Annotated in this window: 18 protein-coding genes and 1 pseudogene; 14 read left to right on the top strand and 5 right to left on the bottom strand. The window is 44.4% G+C overall.

What is annotated here, in order from left to right:
* Positions 1-2: 2 nt before the first annotated feature.
* Both J7E26_RS12030 and J7E26_RS12025 read right to left on the bottom strand, forming a co-directional pair.
* Complete coding sequence (locus J7E26_RS12030; protein WP_214804190.1) at positions 3-695, bottom strand: LrgB family protein; 693 nt, start codon at positions 693-695, stop codon at positions 3-5.
* On the bottom strand, positions 665-1,069 hold the full coding sequence (locus J7E26_RS12025) for a CidA/LrgA family protein (protein ID WP_214804189.1): 405 nt from the start codon (positions 1,067-1,069) through the stop codon (positions 665-667). The genes J7E26_RS12030 and J7E26_RS12025 overlap by 31 nt, the downstream gene beginning before the upstream one ends.
* 201 nt (positions 1,070-1,270) lie before the next feature.
* Here J7E26_RS12025 and J7E26_RS12020 point away from each other — a divergent pair, with 201 nt between their 5' ends.
* The 11 genes from J7E26_RS12020 to J7E26_RS11975 all read left to right on the top strand — a co-directional run bounded on the left by J7E26_RS12020 (position 1,271) and on the right by J7E26_RS11975 (position 10,937).
* Positions 1,271-1,702 carry a MarR family winged helix-turn-helix transcriptional regulator gene (locus J7E26_RS12020; RefSeq protein ID WP_214804188.1) on the top strand — a complete coding sequence of 144 codons (432 nt, stop codon included), beginning with the start codon at positions 1,271-1,273 and terminating at the stop codon, positions 1,700-1,702.
* A 458-nt stretch (positions 1,703-2,160) separates the two neighbouring features.
* Positions 2,161-3,546, top strand: a complete 1,386-nt coding sequence (locus tag J7E26_RS12015; protein WP_214813382.1) for an amino acid permease — start codon at positions 2,161-2,163, stop codon at positions 3,544-3,546.
* Between the two features lie 341 nt (positions 3,547-3,887).
* Positions 3,888-4,610: a YjjG family noncanonical pyrimidine nucleotidase gene (locus J7E26_RS12010; protein WP_214813381.1), complete on the top strand. Its 723-nt coding sequence runs from the start codon at positions 3,888-3,890 to the stop codon at positions 4,608-4,610.
* A gap of 24 nt (positions 4,611-4,634) precedes the next feature.
* Entirely contained in the window at positions 4,635-5,768 is a 1,134-nt protein-coding gene (locus tag J7E26_RS12005; RefSeq protein ID WP_214813380.1) for a sensor histidine kinase, read from the top strand.
* A gap of 1 nt (position 5,769) precedes the next feature.
* Positions 5,770-6,414 carry a response regulator transcription factor gene (locus tag J7E26_RS12000; protein ID WP_214813377.1) on the top strand — a complete coding sequence of 215 codons (645 nt, stop codon included), beginning with the start codon at positions 5,770-5,772 and terminating at the stop codon, positions 6,412-6,414.
* 136 nt (positions 6,415-6,550) lie between these two features.
* A complete protein-coding gene (locus tag J7E26_RS11995) occupies positions 6,551-7,477 on the top strand; it encodes an ABC transporter ATP-binding protein (protein WP_214813374.1) in 927 nt (308 codons plus the stop codon).
* Positions 7,478-7,487: 10 nt separating this feature from the next.
* The gene (locus J7E26_RS11990) at positions 7,488-8,675 is read left to right on the top strand and encodes an ABC transporter permease (protein ID WP_214813370.1); all 1,188 of its coding nucleotides are present in this window, start codon (positions 7,488-7,490) and stop codon (positions 8,673-8,675) included.
* The gene (locus tag J7E26_RS11985) at positions 8,672-9,826 is read left to right on the top strand and encodes an ABC transporter permease (protein ID WP_214813367.1); all 1,155 of its coding nucleotides are present in this window, start codon (positions 8,672-8,674) and stop codon (positions 9,824-9,826) included. Before J7E26_RS11990 ends, J7E26_RS11985 begins: the two co-directional genes overlap by 4 nt.
* A 13-nt stretch (positions 9,827-9,839) precedes the next feature.
* Positions 9,840-10,019 (top strand): hypothetical protein, encoded by a 180-nt coding sequence (locus J7E26_RS18310; protein WP_251034705.1) that lies wholly within the window; start codon positions 9,840-9,842, stop codon positions 10,017-10,019.
* Positions 10,020-10,120: 101 nt separating this feature from the next.
* Positions 10,121-10,597 carry a DUF4879 domain-containing protein gene (locus J7E26_RS11980; RefSeq protein ID WP_214813355.1) on the top strand — a complete coding sequence of 159 codons (477 nt, stop codon included), beginning with the start codon at positions 10,121-10,123 and terminating at the stop codon, positions 10,595-10,597.
* A gap of 91 nt (positions 10,598-10,688) precedes the next feature.
* Entirely contained in the window at positions 10,689-10,937 is a 249-nt protein-coding gene (locus J7E26_RS11975; protein WP_214804179.1) for a sigma-G-dependent sporulation-specific acid-soluble spore protein CsgA, read from the top strand.
* A gap of 178 nt (positions 10,938-11,115) precedes the next feature.
* Here J7E26_RS11975 and J7E26_RS11970 read toward each other — a convergent pair whose 3' ends face one another.
* A complete protein-coding gene (locus J7E26_RS11970) occupies positions 11,116-11,376 on the bottom strand; it encodes a hypothetical protein (RefSeq protein ID WP_214804178.1) in 261 nt (86 codons plus the stop codon).
* Positions 11,377-11,559: 183 nt separating this feature from the next.
* Here J7E26_RS11970 and J7E26_RS11965 point away from each other — a divergent pair, with 183 nt between their 5' ends.
* Together J7E26_RS11965 and J7E26_RS11960 are read left to right on the top strand one after the other, a co-directional pair.
* The gene (locus J7E26_RS11965) at positions 11,560-13,179 is read left to right on the top strand and encodes a glutamate/serine transporter AimA (RefSeq protein WP_214813354.1); all 1,620 of its coding nucleotides are present in this window, start codon (positions 11,560-11,562) and stop codon (positions 13,177-13,179) included.
* Positions 13,180-13,324: 145 nt separating this feature from the next.
* Positions 13,325-13,557, top strand: a pseudogene (locus J7E26_RS11960) (DUF2651 family protein).
* 40 nt (positions 13,558-13,597) lie between these two features.
* Here J7E26_RS11960 and J7E26_RS11955 read toward each other — a convergent pair.
* Together J7E26_RS11955 and glpT are read right to left on the bottom strand one after the other, a co-directional pair.
* Positions 13,598-14,485 carry a glycerophosphodiester phosphodiesterase gene (locus tag J7E26_RS11955; protein ID WP_214813353.1) on the bottom strand — a complete coding sequence of 296 codons (888 nt, stop codon included), beginning with the start codon at positions 14,483-14,485 and terminating at the stop codon, positions 13,598-13,600.
* Between the two features lie 96 nt (positions 14,486-14,581).
* Positions 14,582-15,916 carry a glycerol-3-phosphate transporter gene (glpT, locus tag J7E26_RS11950; RefSeq protein ID WP_214804175.1) on the bottom strand — a complete coding sequence of 445 codons (1,335 nt, stop codon included), beginning with the start codon at positions 15,914-15,916 and terminating at the stop codon, positions 14,582-14,584.
* 351 nt (positions 15,917-16,267) lie between these two features.
* Here glpT and J7E26_RS11945 point away from each other — a divergent pair, with 351 nt between their 5' ends.
* Positions 16,268-16,510, top strand: a complete 243-nt coding sequence (locus tag J7E26_RS11945; RefSeq protein WP_214804174.1) for a DUF2651 family protein — start codon at positions 16,268-16,270, stop codon at positions 16,508-16,510.
* Positions 16,511-16,525 lie beyond the last annotated feature (15 nt).

The raw sequence follows: 16,525 nt of genomic DNA, 5'->3' as shown, positions 1-16,525 counted from the left end.
TTTTAAATCTGAAACATCCACGCTACAACGGGGCCGAATACAGAGCCGAGCACAGCACAGAGCGTCATGGAAACGGAACTCATGGAGACCGTTAATTCCCCGTATTCCATTGCTTTTGAGGTGCCGAGCGCATGAGAGGCGCTTCCGAATGCAATTCCTTTTCCGAGTGAGCTGCGAATGCGAATCCATTTGAGAAGCAGCGGTCCGAGAATGACGCCTGAAAATCCTGCGACCATGACAAATACCACTGTCATTGATGGAACGCCGCCCAGTCCGGTGGCGATCTGAATGGCGACAGGGGTTGTGATTGATTTTGGAATGATAGACAGAATCAAATTCCGGTCGATGCCAAACAGTTCTGCAAATAACAGGCCGCTGACCATTCCTGAAAATAAGCCCGCCAGCACGCCTCCGATGATCGGGAAGCTGTATTGAATCAAGATGCGGCGCTGCTTATAAAGCGGATAAGCTAATGCCACGACAGCGGGGCCAAGCAATGAATTAATCCACTTTCCGCCGATCATATAGTCTTTATAAGGAATGTGAAAGGCGAGCAGCAGCACGATAATCAGAATCGTCGTTGTCAGTACGGGTATGAGAAATGGGTATGGATAGCGCACATATAATTTCACCATGGCCAGATAAGCGGCAGCCGTTAATAAAATTATAATGATTGCGATGCATGCTTGCTGCACTTTTTTTTCTCCTTTCGCTGATTGGCTTTATGTTCTAACAGCTGGCTGGCGTATCCCGCAGCGATCATCGTGACGATGGTGCTCAGTATGACAATCAAAAACAGAGCGGCTCCGCTTGCGGAAAAAAGGGATGGGTAATTCATCACGCCCGCCATGGCCGGTATAAATAATAATGGAAGAAAAGAAAGCAAAAACCCCGATCCGTCTTCAATGATCTTCACAGGAACGATCTTAGCCGTCAAACAAATGAGCATGAGGACTAAGCCGATGATGCTTCCCGGAATGGGCAGATGAAACAGCTGTTGGGCGGCTTCTCCGATCATGGAAAATGCGTATAAAATGATAATTTGTAAGATAATGCGTATGGCTTTCACAACGGTGCTGTTCTTTGGAGAAGAGCAGCTTCCCCCTTTCTTGTTGCCGATATTACGGTAAATTCTTTACTTTTGGTACATATATTTGTACTATACAACTATATGTATGCAAAACTTGTTTATATGTTTGCAGGATACAAATGCATATGTTTGTATTATACAACTAATGATGCTGTTGTCAATTGTAAGGAGCGATTCCATTTGCCGAAACAAGATCCGATTGAATTGATTGAATATGAGCTCACTACCTTTATCAGGCGGGCTGTTTATCTGGATAACTCTGACCGTAAAATCGGGAATCTGGAGAGGCCGGCTTATCTGTTATTAAGGCAGTTAGATGAGTTTGGGCCTGCGCGTGTCAAGGAATTGGCCGAATCCTTTAAACTGGATATTTCCACGCTTTCGAGGCAGGCTGCTGCCTTGGAGGCGAAAAAGCTGATCCATCGTTTTTCCGATCCATCTGACGGGCGGGTCAGCCTGTTTACGATTACAAAGCTCGGCAAGCAGCGTTTAAAAGCCGATAAGCAGATGCGTCTTAAACGGTATCATCGTATGCTTGACGATTGGTCAGGTGATGAAAAAGAACTGTTCGGCAAGCTGCTGATCCGGCTGAATGAGGCATTTATCGATTAGCGAAAATGAATCCGCAATTTTTTCCATATAAGCAGGATTATCGTATATCCGAGGGAGAATGGAAGAAAGAAGGGTTTTCAGCTTTTTACTTTGGCGCAAACGGGCTTGTGTGATGTAAGGCAAATTTATATAGAATGGGGGGCGGACGGCCTAAAGCCGGGGAAATTTTTTCTCGGCTGTTTACAGCATTTCATTATCTTAATATTCATAATTTAATAAAATGAAAGCGCTTTATTTGAGTTTGCTCAGCTTAGACTGAAAGGTGTTTACCTGAAAAAAACAATTGTGTTTTCCACGGAAATTTATTATGATGAGATAAGGAAATTGGAGATTTTATAACAATGGAAAAATAGAAAATTTCTAATATTGCGAGAAATGAAGAGTGAGTTAGGTACAAAAAAGGTGCACCTTCTGCTTCATTATTTCAAATATATAGAGCTGTTAGAGGAGGAAGCGAAGTGGCAAACAAAGAGTTGAAGAGAGGCTTGGGCGCGCGTCATATACAGATGATTGCTTTGGGCGGTACGATCGGTGTCGGTTTATTCATGGGTTCATCCAGCACGATTCAGTGGACCGGTCCGTCTGTCCTGCTTGCATATGCAATTGCCGGTATTTTTATCTTTTTTATCATGCGCGCGATGGGCGAGATGCTTTATGTGGAGCCGAGTACGGGTTCGTTTGCGACATTCGGCCATAAGTATATACATCCGTTAGCCGGCTATATGACGGCGTGGAGCAACTGGTTTCAATGGGTAATCGTCGGGATGTCTGAAATCATTGCCGTCGGTTCATATATGAAATATTGGTTTCCGGATCTGCCTGCATGGATACCGGGCATCATTGCCATGGCCATTCTCGGCGCGGCGAATTTAATTTCAGTGAAATCATTCGGTGAGTTTGAATTTTGGTTTGCGATGATTAAAATCGTGACGATCATCTTAATGATTATCGCGGGAATCGGCATTATTTTCTTCGGTTTCGGTAACGGGGGACATGCGATCGGATTATCTAATCTTTGGTCGCACGGCGGTTTCTTTGCAAATGGTTTTTCAGGATTTTTCTTTGCTTTATCTCTTGTCATTGCGGCCTATCAAGGGGTCGAGCTGATCGGGATTACCGCCGGGGAAGCGAAAGATCCGCAAAAAACGTTAAAAAGCGCAATCCAGAGCATTATCTGGCGGATTCTAATTTTCTATATCGGGGCGATTTTTGTCATTGTCACTGTGTATCCGTGGGATGAACTTCATTCACTCGGAAGCCCGTTCGTTTCTACATTTGCGAAAATCGGGATTACGGCGGCGGCCGGTATTATTAACTTTGTTGTGATTACGGCAGCGATGTCCGGCTGTAACAGCGGGATTTTCAGCGCAGGACGTATGCTTTATACATTGGGCGTGAACGGTCAAGCGCCGAAATTCTTTAAGAAAGTCTCCCGCAACGGTGTGCCCTTATACGGTACAATCGCTGTATTGATCGGGTTAGCGGCCGGCGTTGTATTGAACTATATTGCGCCGCCAAATGTATTTGTGTATGTGTACAGTGCGAGTGTGCTTCCGGGTATGATTCCGTGGTTCGTCATTTTGATCAGCCATCTCGGATTCAGAAGGGCAAAGGGTGCTGAACTTGATAAGCATCCGTTTAAAATGCCTTTCGCGCCTGTGACAAACTATGTGACGATTGCTTTCTTACTGATGGTGTTAGTCGGTATGTGGTTTAACGATGACACGCGGGTATCGCTGATCGTCGGGGTTATTTTCTTAGCGATTGTGGCTGCCAGCTACTTTGCTTTTGGCATTGGCAAGCGGGCTGCCGATGATGATACGAAAATAGAAGACGCTGTGTGAGTCAGAAAGACACTTCCTAAAATGGAGGTGTCTTTTTTAGTTAATGATAATCGACAATTTATAATTAGTAAAATGGTACAGTTCGGTAAGAAAATCGATCCGGCTCTCCGTCAGACTATGCCCAATTCTTTTCATGCAAATAATGGACAGACGGTATATCTGCTTTTTGCTGCACAAGGCGGATCGTGTATCTTCAAACACACCCGCCTGCCTAATTCCTTCATTTTATCGCGGAGGATGGAGAAACAATTTCATTTTAAAACAGTTTCCGGCGGTTATCTTTATCGGCGTGTTCCCCAGTGGTATACTGGATAAAAAAAGCAGAACCGGGGGAACCATCTATGAAAAATTACCAAACATTATTATTTGATATAGACAATACACTGCTGGACTTCACTGCTTCAGAAAACGATGCTCTTCAAATATTGTTTCAAGACACGGAGATAGAGCTGACAGCTGATGTGGAGGCCCGGTATAAAGCAATGAATCAAGGGTTATGGAAAGCGTTTGAAGAGGGAGAAATGACTCGTGACGAAGTCGTAAATACCCGATTCACCCTGTTATTTAAGGAATATGGTTATGAGGCGGACGGTGTTTTGCTGAATCAGAAATACCGCCAATACTTAGAAGAAGGGCATCAGCTCATTGACGGCGCTTATGAGCTGATCAAAAGCCTGCACCCTGTATATGATTTGTATATCGTGACAAACGGTGTATCCAGATCACAATATAAGCGTTTGCACGACTCGGGGCTGTATCCGTTTTTTAAAGACATTTTTGTGTCTGAGGATACGGGTTTTCAAAAGCCGATGAAGGAATATTTTGATTATGTGTTTGCCAGAATTCCTGACTTTTCCGCCGAGCAAGCGCTCATTATCGGCGATTCCCTGAGCGCGGATATGAAGGGCGGACAGATGGCCGGGCTTGATACGTGCTGGTTCAATCCCGGGCAGAAAGCAAATGAGTCTGGTATCGTTCCGACGTATGAAATTCATTCGCTTGATGAGCTGTATGATCTGTATGATCTGTTGCATGTGAAAAGACAATCCGGCGCTCTCACATAAATCTTGCAGGCCGAGGAGCATCCGATGAACATAGCACATACGAAATTAGTCATTAGAGTTTTTGCCTTACTATCAATCTTTCATACTATTCTTCAGATTCCGCCGGCCCAACGGAAGCTGGGGGTTTTTTTAGCTGTGCTTGCTATTTTGTTAACGGCCAATGACTGTTTGCAGCCGATATATGGTAAAAGACAATCCGTCTTTTATTTCGGGTCTTTTCTCCTGAGCAATGTGATGGCGGGCTTCTTGCTGTACCGCGTTTATTGTGCGGGGACACAGGTCATCATGGTTCTATTATTGGTGGAAATTCTCATCACGAAGGAAAAGATATCGATTGTTTTGTTAAGTATGAATGCCGCTGCCTTTGCTGTCGGTCTATATGCCGCCGGTACGGGTGTCAGTGATATTGTGCTGCCTTATGTGATCATGTTTGCGATTATTTATTTATATCGGAGAAATTTGCAGGAAAAATCGAAAATCGAGAAGTTAAACAAAGAGCTGCAAACCGCTAATGCCACACTGAAGGAATATTCAGACCGGATAGAGGAGCTGACGATTTCCAAAGAAAGAACGAGAATTGCACAGGAATTGCATGATTCTCTCGGACATTATCTTGTGGCGCTGAGGCTGAATTTAGAATTTGCGGGCAAAGCGGCAGACCATAAGCCGGAAAAAGTGAAACAGGTCATTCAAAAGGCGTATGAGCTTTCGAAGGAATCCATTCTCAAACTGCGCCAGGCGGTTATGCTTCTTCACGATCCTTTGTCCGGGCGTGAGTTTGAGCAAGCACTCCGTGACATATTCAGCCATTTTCAAGAAACGGATGATATACGCTTTGAGCTGGATATTGATGAAGAAATAGAAGAGGTGAACCCTGATATAAAACACTGCATCTATCAAATTGTGCAGGAAACGATCACAAATGGGCTGAAACACGGACGTGCTTCCTATTTTTCTATTCGTATTCAAAAAGAGCGGGATATGATTTTGTCGCATATTCATAATAACGGCTCTGGCTGTGGAAATATCACAAAATCAAATGGCCTGAACGGAATTGAAAAAAGAGCCGCCGCATTGGGCGGAGAGGCTGTTTTTTATTCGGGAAAAGAGACGGGATTTGATGTGAAAATGTATATACCATGTAAGGAGGAACGATAAAGTGAATGTCATTATCGCAGATGATCAGCCTATTGTCAGAGAGGGGCTGAAAATGATATTAAGTCTTCATGAAGAGATCAATGTCGTGGGGGAGGCCTCTCATGGCGAAGAGGTTTTGCAGCTGCTTTCGCAAACCGAGCCCGATGCTGTTTTGATGGACATCAGAATGCCGGGAATGGATGGAATAGAGGCGACAAAAGCGGTAAAAATGCAGCATCCGTCTGTAAAAGTAATCATTTTGACGACATTTCATGATAAAGAATATATTTTTACCGGGCTGAAAAACGGGGCGGACGGTTATATCCTGAAGGATGCTGATTCTGACGAAATTATCGCCTCTCTTCAAGCTGCTTGTGAAGGGAATATGATGCTGAATCCCAAGATTACGCTAAAGGTAGTGAAAGCTTTCAATGAGATGAACACGGAAACCGAGAAAGAACAGCCCCGTGAAGAGCTGACGGCGATTCTTACGCCGAGAGAGCTTGAAGTGGCAAAGCACATTATGGAAGGCAAAAGTAATAAAAGCATCGGCGCGGCTTTATTTCTGACAGAAGGCACGGTAAAAAATTATGTATCCCGCATCCTTGAAAAACTGGAAGTGACAAACAGAACCGAGCTCACATTATATTTACAAAAACTGATGTAATTCCCGCTTTTCCCTTCCTCTTTTTATTGCCAAACATATGACGAAAGTAATATAGGTATTGAGTACTAAAGTGAATAGTAAGCAGGTATTGTCAGGAGTAGAATGAGAGCAGACTGACACAAGGAGTGCTGAACGAATGCTCGAATTAAAAAATCTGACAAAAAAGTACGGTGATTTTATCGCTGTGAATGATGTGTCGCTGCGAATTGAAAGCGGAGAGATATTCGGCCTTTTAGGGCCGAACGGAGCCGGGAAGTCAACAATTGTGTCAATGATCAGCACAGTGCTCGCGCCGACGGGCGGAACGATACATATAGACGGCAAATCACTGAAAGAACAGCCTGTCGCGATTAAAAAAATAATGGGCGTTGTCCCTCAAGAGTTAGCATTATACCAGTCGTTAAGCGCGAAGGATAATTTGGCTTTTTTCGGGAGCTTATACGGCCTTTCCGGTACGGCGCTCTATAAGCGCATCGATGAGGTATTGGAGATGATTGAATTAAAGGAGCAGCAGAATCAAAGAGTGGCTGAATTTTCCGGCGGAATGAAACGACGGGTGAATATCGGCGCCGCTTTAATGAATGATCCGAAGCTATTCATTTTGGATGAGCCGACTGTGGGAATTGATCCGCAATCCAGACATCATATCCTTGAAACCGTCAAAACATTAAATGAAGAAAAAGGAATGACGGTCATCTACACGAGCCATTACATGGAAGAGGTCGAGTACTTATGTGAGAAAGCGGCGATTATGGATCACGGTTCTCTTATTGCAGCCGGAACGAAAGACGAATTGAAACAGATGGCAAATGCCTGCGATACCCTGATTGTAAATGTGGCGGAGCTGAACGACGACGCCGTAAAGAAAATCCATCATATTCCCGGTGTCTCTAAAGTTGCCCTCAGCCGCCAGAAAATTTCTATGCTGGTGGATCGAAATATGATTGATATCGCGGACGGTATCAGGAAAACCGGGCTCACCATCACAGGCCTTCATTTCGAAGAAGCTAATTTAGAAAGCATCTTTCTCCAGCTCACCGGAAAATCACTGCGGGATTCATAGGGGGAGCGTCATGAGAACAATATTCCAGCTTTTATTATTGGACTTTCGATTATTGGCAGCGCAAAAGTCATTTTACATCAAGCTGATACTGTTTCCGTCGCTTATGATTCTCATATTAGGAACGGTTTTCCATGATTCAGATTCGAAAGTACGGCCATTTGATGTCGCATTTTTTAATGCGGATCACGCGGAGCAGCCGCTGGGAGATGTGTTAAAGGACGGCGTGCTGAAGCAAAGTGATATCATCCATGTCAAAGAAGCGGACAGCTATCAAGAAGGAAAAAAGCTTGTCGCAAGCGGAAAAGCCTCTGTGTTTGTATATGTGCCGAAGGGATTTACGGAAGCGGCGGAAAACAATAAAAAAACAAGTATCAGTGTCATCGCAGACAACAAAGCGTCCGTAAACGGAGACATTGTCGAGACGATGGCCGATTCGTTTGTCACGAGAATCAAGACCGTATACAGCGAAGAGAAAGAAGTGCTGAAGCATTCCGGGCATATGTCAAAGGCTGAGATTGAAAAGGTGGTCAGCGGTCTAAACAGCCATAGTGAAAAAGCCGTCAACATTCCGAAACAGACGGCCGGCGAACAAGCCTCCATGAATGCGATGCAATATTATTCTATCGCAATGGTCGTAATGTTCTCCATTATGACGGCATTTGTGCTTGTTCACGGCATTGTGGAGGAGAGACAGCAGCGCACCTTATTCAGAATTAAATCAATGCCCGTTTTACATATCCAGTACGTGGCAGGCAAGCTTCTCGGGATTATATTTGCCATTCTTATGCAAATGGCTGCCGTCATTCTGATCAGCAGCATTGTGTATCAAGTAAAGTGGGGCAATTTGTTTGAGATGTTTCTGGTTACGGCTGTTTATTCGTTTGCGATCGGCAGTATGGTGCTGCTTTGGGGCTTTACGGCGAAAAATCATGCAGCTGTTTCAAGCATGGCGGCTCCGATTCTGTATTTGTTCAGTTTTTTAGGGGGAAGCTTTATCGCGAAGGACAACCTGCCTGCCAGCTTGCGGATCATTCAGGAATTGATACCGAACGGCAAAGCAATCAATAGCTATGTAAGTGTCACGCAGCACGCCGGTTTGAGCGGAATGTCGATGGATTTGGCAGAGCTGGCCGTTATCGGCGCCGTCTTTTTGTGTATGACAATATGGGTGTTTAAACGGAAGGAGCCGGTTTCATGAGGCAGATGTTTTTGATGATCAAACATCAGCTGAAGCTGATGTTCCAAAATCGAATAGCCATCTTTGCGACGATTTCCGTCCCGCTCCTTCTGACATATTTATTTTCGTTTGCACTGCATGGCAGTCAGCAGAAGGAAGTGTTTGTAGCTGATGCGGATCAAAGCGTCTATTCGGAGCAATTCATGAACATGATTCAGATGGACGGACATTTGAAGCTTACGAAGGTGACTGAAGACGTACTGAAGAAAAAAGTGAACCGTCACGATATTTCGTTCGGACTGTTGATCGGTCCCCATTTCGAAGAACGGTTATTTTCAAAAGACCGAGTAAGCTTATCATTTATCCAAAATGAAGAAAAAGGTGATGCCGCTTTGACAGAACAGTTTATCTCTCAACAGGCAGGCACGCTGAAAAAAATAGTCCGCGACGCGAAACACATGTCCCAGACGTTGCATATCGATGGGAAGCAGACGGCGGCTGATCTGCTAAAAAACATGCAGGGCCGTTCTGCGGTAACGGTTACGCATCATACCAATCAAGCAGGCGGGCAAGCGGCTGACAGGCTTATCGGGTTTTTGGCGATGTTCATTTGGTTCGTCGCGGTACAGGGCTTAAGATCATTTATTGATGAAAAGGAAAATGACACATTTACCAGATTGCTGAGCACGCCCGTTTCCTATCAGAAGTACGCAGTATCCAAGTTCTGTGCGGCTTACCTTTTCGGCCTCCTTCATATTATTGTAATCATCGCTGCCGGAAAATATTTGCTCCATATCAGCATCGCGGATAACGTTCTGGAAGCAGGAGCGGTGCTTGCGGCCTATTTATTTGCACTGACGGCTGTAACAATGGTGCTGATTCCGTTTATGAAAAGCCAAAAACAATTTACCTCGCTCGCTTCAATTCTGATAGCGGTCAGCGGCATTTTGGGCGGTTCTTTCTTCTCTTTAGAGCTGGCTCCGAAGTACATGCGGGTGCTGTCTGCGTTCACCCCTGAAAAGTGGGCGATCGGCTCATTAAAAGACATGATGAACGGCAGCACTGCGATTGGCTCACAAATCGCGCCGTTAAGCTTATTTCTGGGAATTGGAACCGCGGCTTTGGCGGCAGCACTTTACTTTATCAATCTTAATGTAAAAAAGCACGGGTAGGAGGGTGACTGCTTTGTATATGGCGGAAATCATAGGAATCATAGAATTGCTCGCAGGAATTGCGATGAATATATGGATCGGCTGGTTTGGAAAAACCTTTTTCGGAAAAGATGACAGAAGTTCGAGAGTAATCTTAAGGATTTGCGGAATTTTTCTTATCATTAATGGTGTGTCCAGAGCTTTTCATATATAGTTCACAAACATTTGCAGTCTTGTATTCTTTTTCTTTGAAATTCATGTAAAATACAAATGGAAGGATCTATTGGAAAAAACTGATTGCAGGGAGGAAGAAACATGAAGAAAAGAATTGTTATGATGTTTGCCGTCGCGGCCGCTGTTTTGTTGCTTGTAAGCGGGATACTGACACAATCCGCTTCTGCAGCACCCGCTCCTGCTTTAACGCAAATCCGCATTGTCGGTGTCACGTCTGACGGACAGAATTATCAGTGGGAAAATATCGGTGCCAATCAAATCAGTGCTTCTATTCCAATGAAAGGCACAACAGGTTATCTGGCCGTTTATTTCCAGGGCTATCCGAATAATAATACGATTCAGGCTTTTAACAACGGCACGAACATTACGAGCTTCACGTCAAAAGCACTGGAGGATGATTATATGAAAAACGGTAATATCATTACCGGATATATTAAATATTACAGCGTCCCTCTTCAAAATGTCAGCTCCGGTACGTTTTCTTTTTCCGCAACAGGGCTGAATGGGCCGTATACGCCGTTAAGCAGCGGATTTTTCTCAATCCAAGTTCAAAAATAAAATGATTTGCCCGGTATGCAGATGCCGGGCTTTTATGTATAGTTTTTCTCTCTTTCCGCAAGCTATTCAGAAAGGAAAGGAGACTGAAACGATGGATATGACACTCGGATATTTGCGTGAATCGCTTTCGAATCATTTGGAGCAAGAGGTATGCCAAAGGATTTATGAAAAATTGCGGGTAAAGCATTACGCAAATGAGGAGGAACTTGTGAAGGATCTAGATGATCTTGAGATGGATTTTTTGAATCAGGTGCTTGAAAAGGAAATCAAATACGCCCGGGACGAGCAGGATGATAAGCGTACCAGGGAATTGAATGAGGTGTATGAGCTGCTGTTTTAAAAAAGCCCCGCAAGCTGCCGGGCTTTTTTTAGTTTGTGATCAGGCCGTACTTTTTGAGGATTTCCGTTGTGATTTGTTTAGCGGTGATCCCGGTATCATCCGCATTAGTATTGGCGGATGTTTAAACCGTTGCCTTAATGCAGTAAAAAGGCTGCCGACGAGGCAGCCGAGGAACAAATTATTTTTTCTTTTTATCATAGTATTGAACCGGGTACATAGAGCCTTCGGATACCATTTTGTTATCTTCAATATCCTCGGGATGCGGGTTGCCTGCTTTACTGACGGGAAATGAGTCTATATTTGGTTTGCTGGAAAACGATGTTTTGATGCTGTGAATAAAGTTCTTTACCTTTTGGCGGTTGGATTTATCTTTCAGCAGGTAGGAAGTCACTCCGACAGTAGAAACAGCAAGTCCTGAAATGAGCAGTTTTTGTTTCATTATAAGAACTCCTTTCTATTTCTGGCGTTTCAGTTGTTATTCCCGCTTGACGGGTGATTAAACATGGGCGGATGAAGTTGGTGGTTTGCTTTAATGCGATAAAGATTGACAAAACCGATTAATCAGAATAATAATATAAATATGACAGCTAGAGTCACAAATTAATTGAAAGGTGTTAACTATATGAATCAATTGCATCGAAGAATGGGAACGTTTGCACTCATGATGGTCGGACTTGGGTCGATGATTGGCTCTGGCTGGTTATTCGGAGCATGGCGGGCGGCCCAAATTGCGGGGCCTGCCGCGATTATTTCCTGGATTATCGGTATGATCGTCATTCTTTTTATCGCACTTTCTTACAGTGAGTTGGGTTCTATGTTCCCGGAAGCCGGGGGAATGGTTAAATACACTCAATATTCTCATGGATCATTTATCGGTTTTATTGCCGGATGGGCAAACTGGATTGCGATTGTCTCTGTTATTCCTGTGGAAGCGGTTGCATCGATTCAATATATGAGCTCATGGCCTTGGGAATGGGCAAAGTGGACAAGCAATCTTGTGCACAACGGCACGCTTACGGGAGAGGGGCTTGGCTTCGCATCCGTATTGCTGATTATTTACTTTTTACTGAATTATTGGACAGTTAATTTATTTTCTAAAGCGAATTCTCTTATTACGATTTTTAAAATCATTATACCGGGGCTTACGATCGGGGCTCTATTGTTTGCCGGTTTTCACGGCGGGAACTTTACATCCGGGTCAAGCATCGCGCCGAACGGATGGGCGAGTGTGCTGACGGCGGTGGCCACGTCCGGTATCGTATTTGCGTTTAACGGGTTTCAAAGCCCGATCAACATGGCGGGAGAAGCGAAAAACCCCGGCAGATCCATTCCGATTGCGGTTGTCGGGTCACTTTTGGTCGCTACCGTCATTTATGTGCTTTTGCAGATCACGTTTATCGGAGCGGTTGATCCTTCCATGGTCACACATGGCTGGAGCCACCTGAACTTTAACTCTCCGTTTGCTGACTTGGCGATTGCATTAAATATCAACTGGCTTGTCATCATTCTTTATGCGGATGCGTTCGTATCTCCGTCAGGAACAGGCATCACCTATACAGCGACGACATCACGCATGATCTACGGTATGGAAAAAAATAAATACATGCCGAGCATTTTCGGAAAGCTTCATCCGCTTTACGGCGTACCGCGCCAGGCTATGATTTTTAATCTTATCGTATCCTTTATCTTTTTGTTTTTATTCAGAGGATGGGGCGTGCTTGCAGAAATTATTTCCGTTGCCACGCTGATTTCTTACATCACGGGTCCAGTGACGGTGATGACGCTGCGGCGGACGGCAAAAGATTTATACAGGCCTCTTCGTTTAAAAGGCCTCAGCGTGATTGCTCCGCTCGGATTTGTGTTTGCGTCTCTCGTGCTGTATTGGGCGCGCTGGCCGTTAACGGGGCAGGTGCTGTTTATTATCTTGATCGGACTTCCGATTTATTTCTACTATCAGGCAAAAGCAAAGTGGAAAGGATTCCGCCGAAACTTTAAAGGCGGTGTGTGGATGGTTTTTTATCTGCTCGGCATGATGGTTATTTCATGGCTCGGCAGTGAGAAGTTCGGCGGTTTAAACATCATTCCTTATGGCTGGGATATGGGTCTGATTACGGTTGTAGCGCTTGGCTTCTATACGTGGGCGCTTAAGAGCGGATTCCAGACTGAGTATCTGAAAGATGCGAAAGAAATTAATGATCAATTAATAGGCGCGCAGGCGGAAGCGGCTGCCGGGAAAGAATAATGATATGTGCAAAACCTTGCGGTAAGACCCGCAAGGTTTTTTAGTCTTAATCATCCATGATATGAACAGGAAATGGATTTTTTAATGTGATAGATTGTGCGATGAAAATCATTTTGAATGCTAAATCTGAAAATGAGGTGTTCTTATGGATGAACTGGATATTGCTTTTGGCATTTTGCCGCTTGCCATCATCGTGTTTTCGATTGCTGGCACTTGGGTATGGAAAAGAATATATATCATGCCTCTTGTGAGTTTGGCTGTTTCATTACTATTAATGGTTACTGTTTTTAACTCGTCCTTTTGGGTTGCGTGATGTCACTTGTTTTATCCTATATCACGATGCTTGTCCTTAAGAAAAAGGCAAGTGACATACCGTAATGAAAAATGAGTTCGGTATCATACCGAACTCATTTTTATCTCATTTTTTATAATCTTTCTTTACCTGTTGGAACACATCCGCATAGTTTGTAAACACTCCGGTCACGCCCCAGTTCAGAAGGCGGCGCATGTCCGCTTCTGTGTTTACCGTATAAGGGTGTAAAAGCAGGCCGTGATTGCGAATTGTGCGGACGTTTTCAGCATTCAGCGCTTTGTAGTCCGGTCCGATGCCGACTGCGTATGTTTTGATTTCCGTTAAGTCAGCATCAGTCATTGAGGATAGCTGTTCGGCCTCTAACAATTGAACGGTCGGCAGTTTCGGGTCTAATGTTTTGATCTTCAGCAGGCTGTCTTTGCTGAAAGATTGAATGATAACTTGTCCCGTTTTTGCATGCTTTCCTGTCAATTTATATTTCTTCAGTGAGGCAATCAGTTTTTCTTCCATTCCCGGGTAAATCTCAGGCGCTTTTGTTTCAATATAATAGTTTGCGTGTCTGCCGTAACGTTTTAACACTTCATCGAGTGCAGGAACCTTCAGGTCGGCGTATTGAGGCTTTGCTTTTTCCGGGTAGGCTTTATTAAACCAGGAACCGGCATCAAGCTTTTTAATCTCAGCTAATGTATGGTCTTTCACCCAGCCGTGTCCGTTTGTGGTGCGATCCAGTTTTTCATCATGCATCACAATTAGCTTTCCGTCTTTTGTCATTTGTAAATCCATTTCAATATAATCTGCTTTCATTTTCCGGGCGGTTTCGTAGGAAAGCATCGTGTGCTCCGGTACATATCCCGAAGCACCCCGATGGGCAATCGTTAACACTCTGTCAGGAGACAGCAGGTTTCCCTTTCCCTTTGCCGACACAGGTGTGACGATAAAGGACAGCAGACCGAAAGAAAGCAAAACCAAAGCAAGTATTCTATTTTTCCGCATTTTTTCTCCCCCTTAAAAACTATCAATATATGTTTTATATTAGAAAGCGGTTGTAAATAGCGTGCAGCTGAAATATTAATCTTTTATGTTGTTTTCTTACACATGCTCCGCTCTTTTTCCCGTATTCCAAGTAAGCGCTAAGAACACAATAGACAATACACAAGAACCGACCAGCATCATAAAGCCCCCGGTCCAGTTAAAGCGGTCAACGACAATGCCCATAATCGCGTTGGCGAAAGCGGACCCGCCGATATAACCGAAAAATCCCGTTAATCCCGCAGCTGTTCCGGCCGCTTTTTTCGGCGCAAGATCAATGGCCTGCAAGCCTATCAGCATAACCGGTCCGTAAATCAGGAAGCCGATGCTGATGAGCGCGATATTATCGACAAGCGGGTGGCCGGCCGGATTCAGCCAGTACACCAATACGGCGATAAACACACCGGCCATAAACAGGACGCCTGCCGGTGCGCGGCGGCTTTTGAAGAACCGGTCGCTGATCCATCCGCATAGAATCGTTCCCGGAATTCCTGCATATTCATAAAGGAAATAAGACCAGCGCGAGTCTTCCGGTGAGAATCCCTTTGCTTCTGTTAAATAAGTCGGCGCCCAATCAACGACACCGTACCGGACAAAATAAACAAACACATTGGCAAACGCGATGTACCAAAGAAATTTATTGTTCAGGACATATGTAAACAGGATTTCTTTGGTGGTCATTTCTTTTTCCTGATCTTTAAACGCATGTTTCGGATAGTCATTCCGATATTCCTCAATTGGCGGAAGTCCGCAAGATTGAGGAGTATCACGAACCAGCAGAACAATCACAAATGAAATAACAATAGCAATAATGGCAGGAAAGAAAAACACGCTTTTCCAAGTGACGAACATAGCGATTCCAAGAGTAACTAAAGGCGCCAGAATCCCGCCGCCAATATTGTGGGCGACATTCCAAATCGACATCTTCGTGCCGCGTTCACTGATAGAAAACCAATGGGCCATTGTCCGCCCGCATGGCGGCCAGCCCATCCCTTGGAACCAGCCGTTGATAAACATAAAAATGAACATGATGGTCACGCTTGAAGTAACCCACGGCATGGAAACAAACAAGATATTTACGACACCGGACAGAAATAAACCTGTCGCGAGGAAGTACCTCGGATTGCATCGGTCGGACACCATGCCCATAATAAATTTACTGAAGCCGTAAGCGATAGACACAGCCGCGAGCACCAGCCCCAGCTCGGTTTTAGAAAACCCTTGTTCCTGAAGATAAGGAATGGCGAAGGCAAAGTTTTTCCTCAGCAAATAGTAGCCTGCATATCCGATGAAAATTCCTAGAAACACTTGCAGCCTCAGCCGTTTATAGGCCGCATCCGTCTTTGACTCATCCAGTCTCTCAATGTGCGGAGCCGGCTTAAAAATTTGAAACATAAAATCCTCCCCTTTGTTCAACGTCTATCATGATGTATGTATGACACTCCTCTCAGCGAAAATGACAAAAAGAACCAGAAATCACCCTGTTAAAAGGGCGGTTTATTCTGGCTCTCCTCATCTCCATCCAAAAATGATTAACTTGTATATGATAGCGCTTTCTTAAATTATCATAGTCTGGAAGGAATGTAAACGGTTTGTGACAAATTTCATTTTTAAATAAATTGTAAGAGGGGATATCCATCTGAAAGCGAAGGTGTTTTGTAACAAAGGAAAAGCTTTCTGTAATCGTTTTTGAACACGGGCATATGATGTGTTAGGCCATGTAAGAATGCGAAAGGAGTGCATAGGTTGATAGATGAATTGGATTTTGCGTTCGGCGTGCTTCCGCTTTGTATCATCATATTGTCAGTCGCCGGGACGTATCTGTTTAAAAACGCGTATGTCATGCCGCTTGCCTCTTTGGCGGTTTGCCTCATATGTACGTTTACCGTATTGAATAAAACGTTTATAGGATGGGCCTTGCTGTATACGCTTGTGTCTTTTGCGTTATCGCATATTACGATGGTGGTAGTCAGGAAAAATAAAGAATAGGGGTGCCGTTTCCCA

This window comes from Bacillus sp. ISL-51, from assembly GCF_018613535.1.
GTDB lineage: Bacteria > Bacillota > Bacilli > Bacillales > Bacillaceae > Bacillus.
The sequence above is the reverse complement of the archived record's forward strand: the minus strand, read 5'-3'. Positions and strand labels throughout refer to the sequence as shown.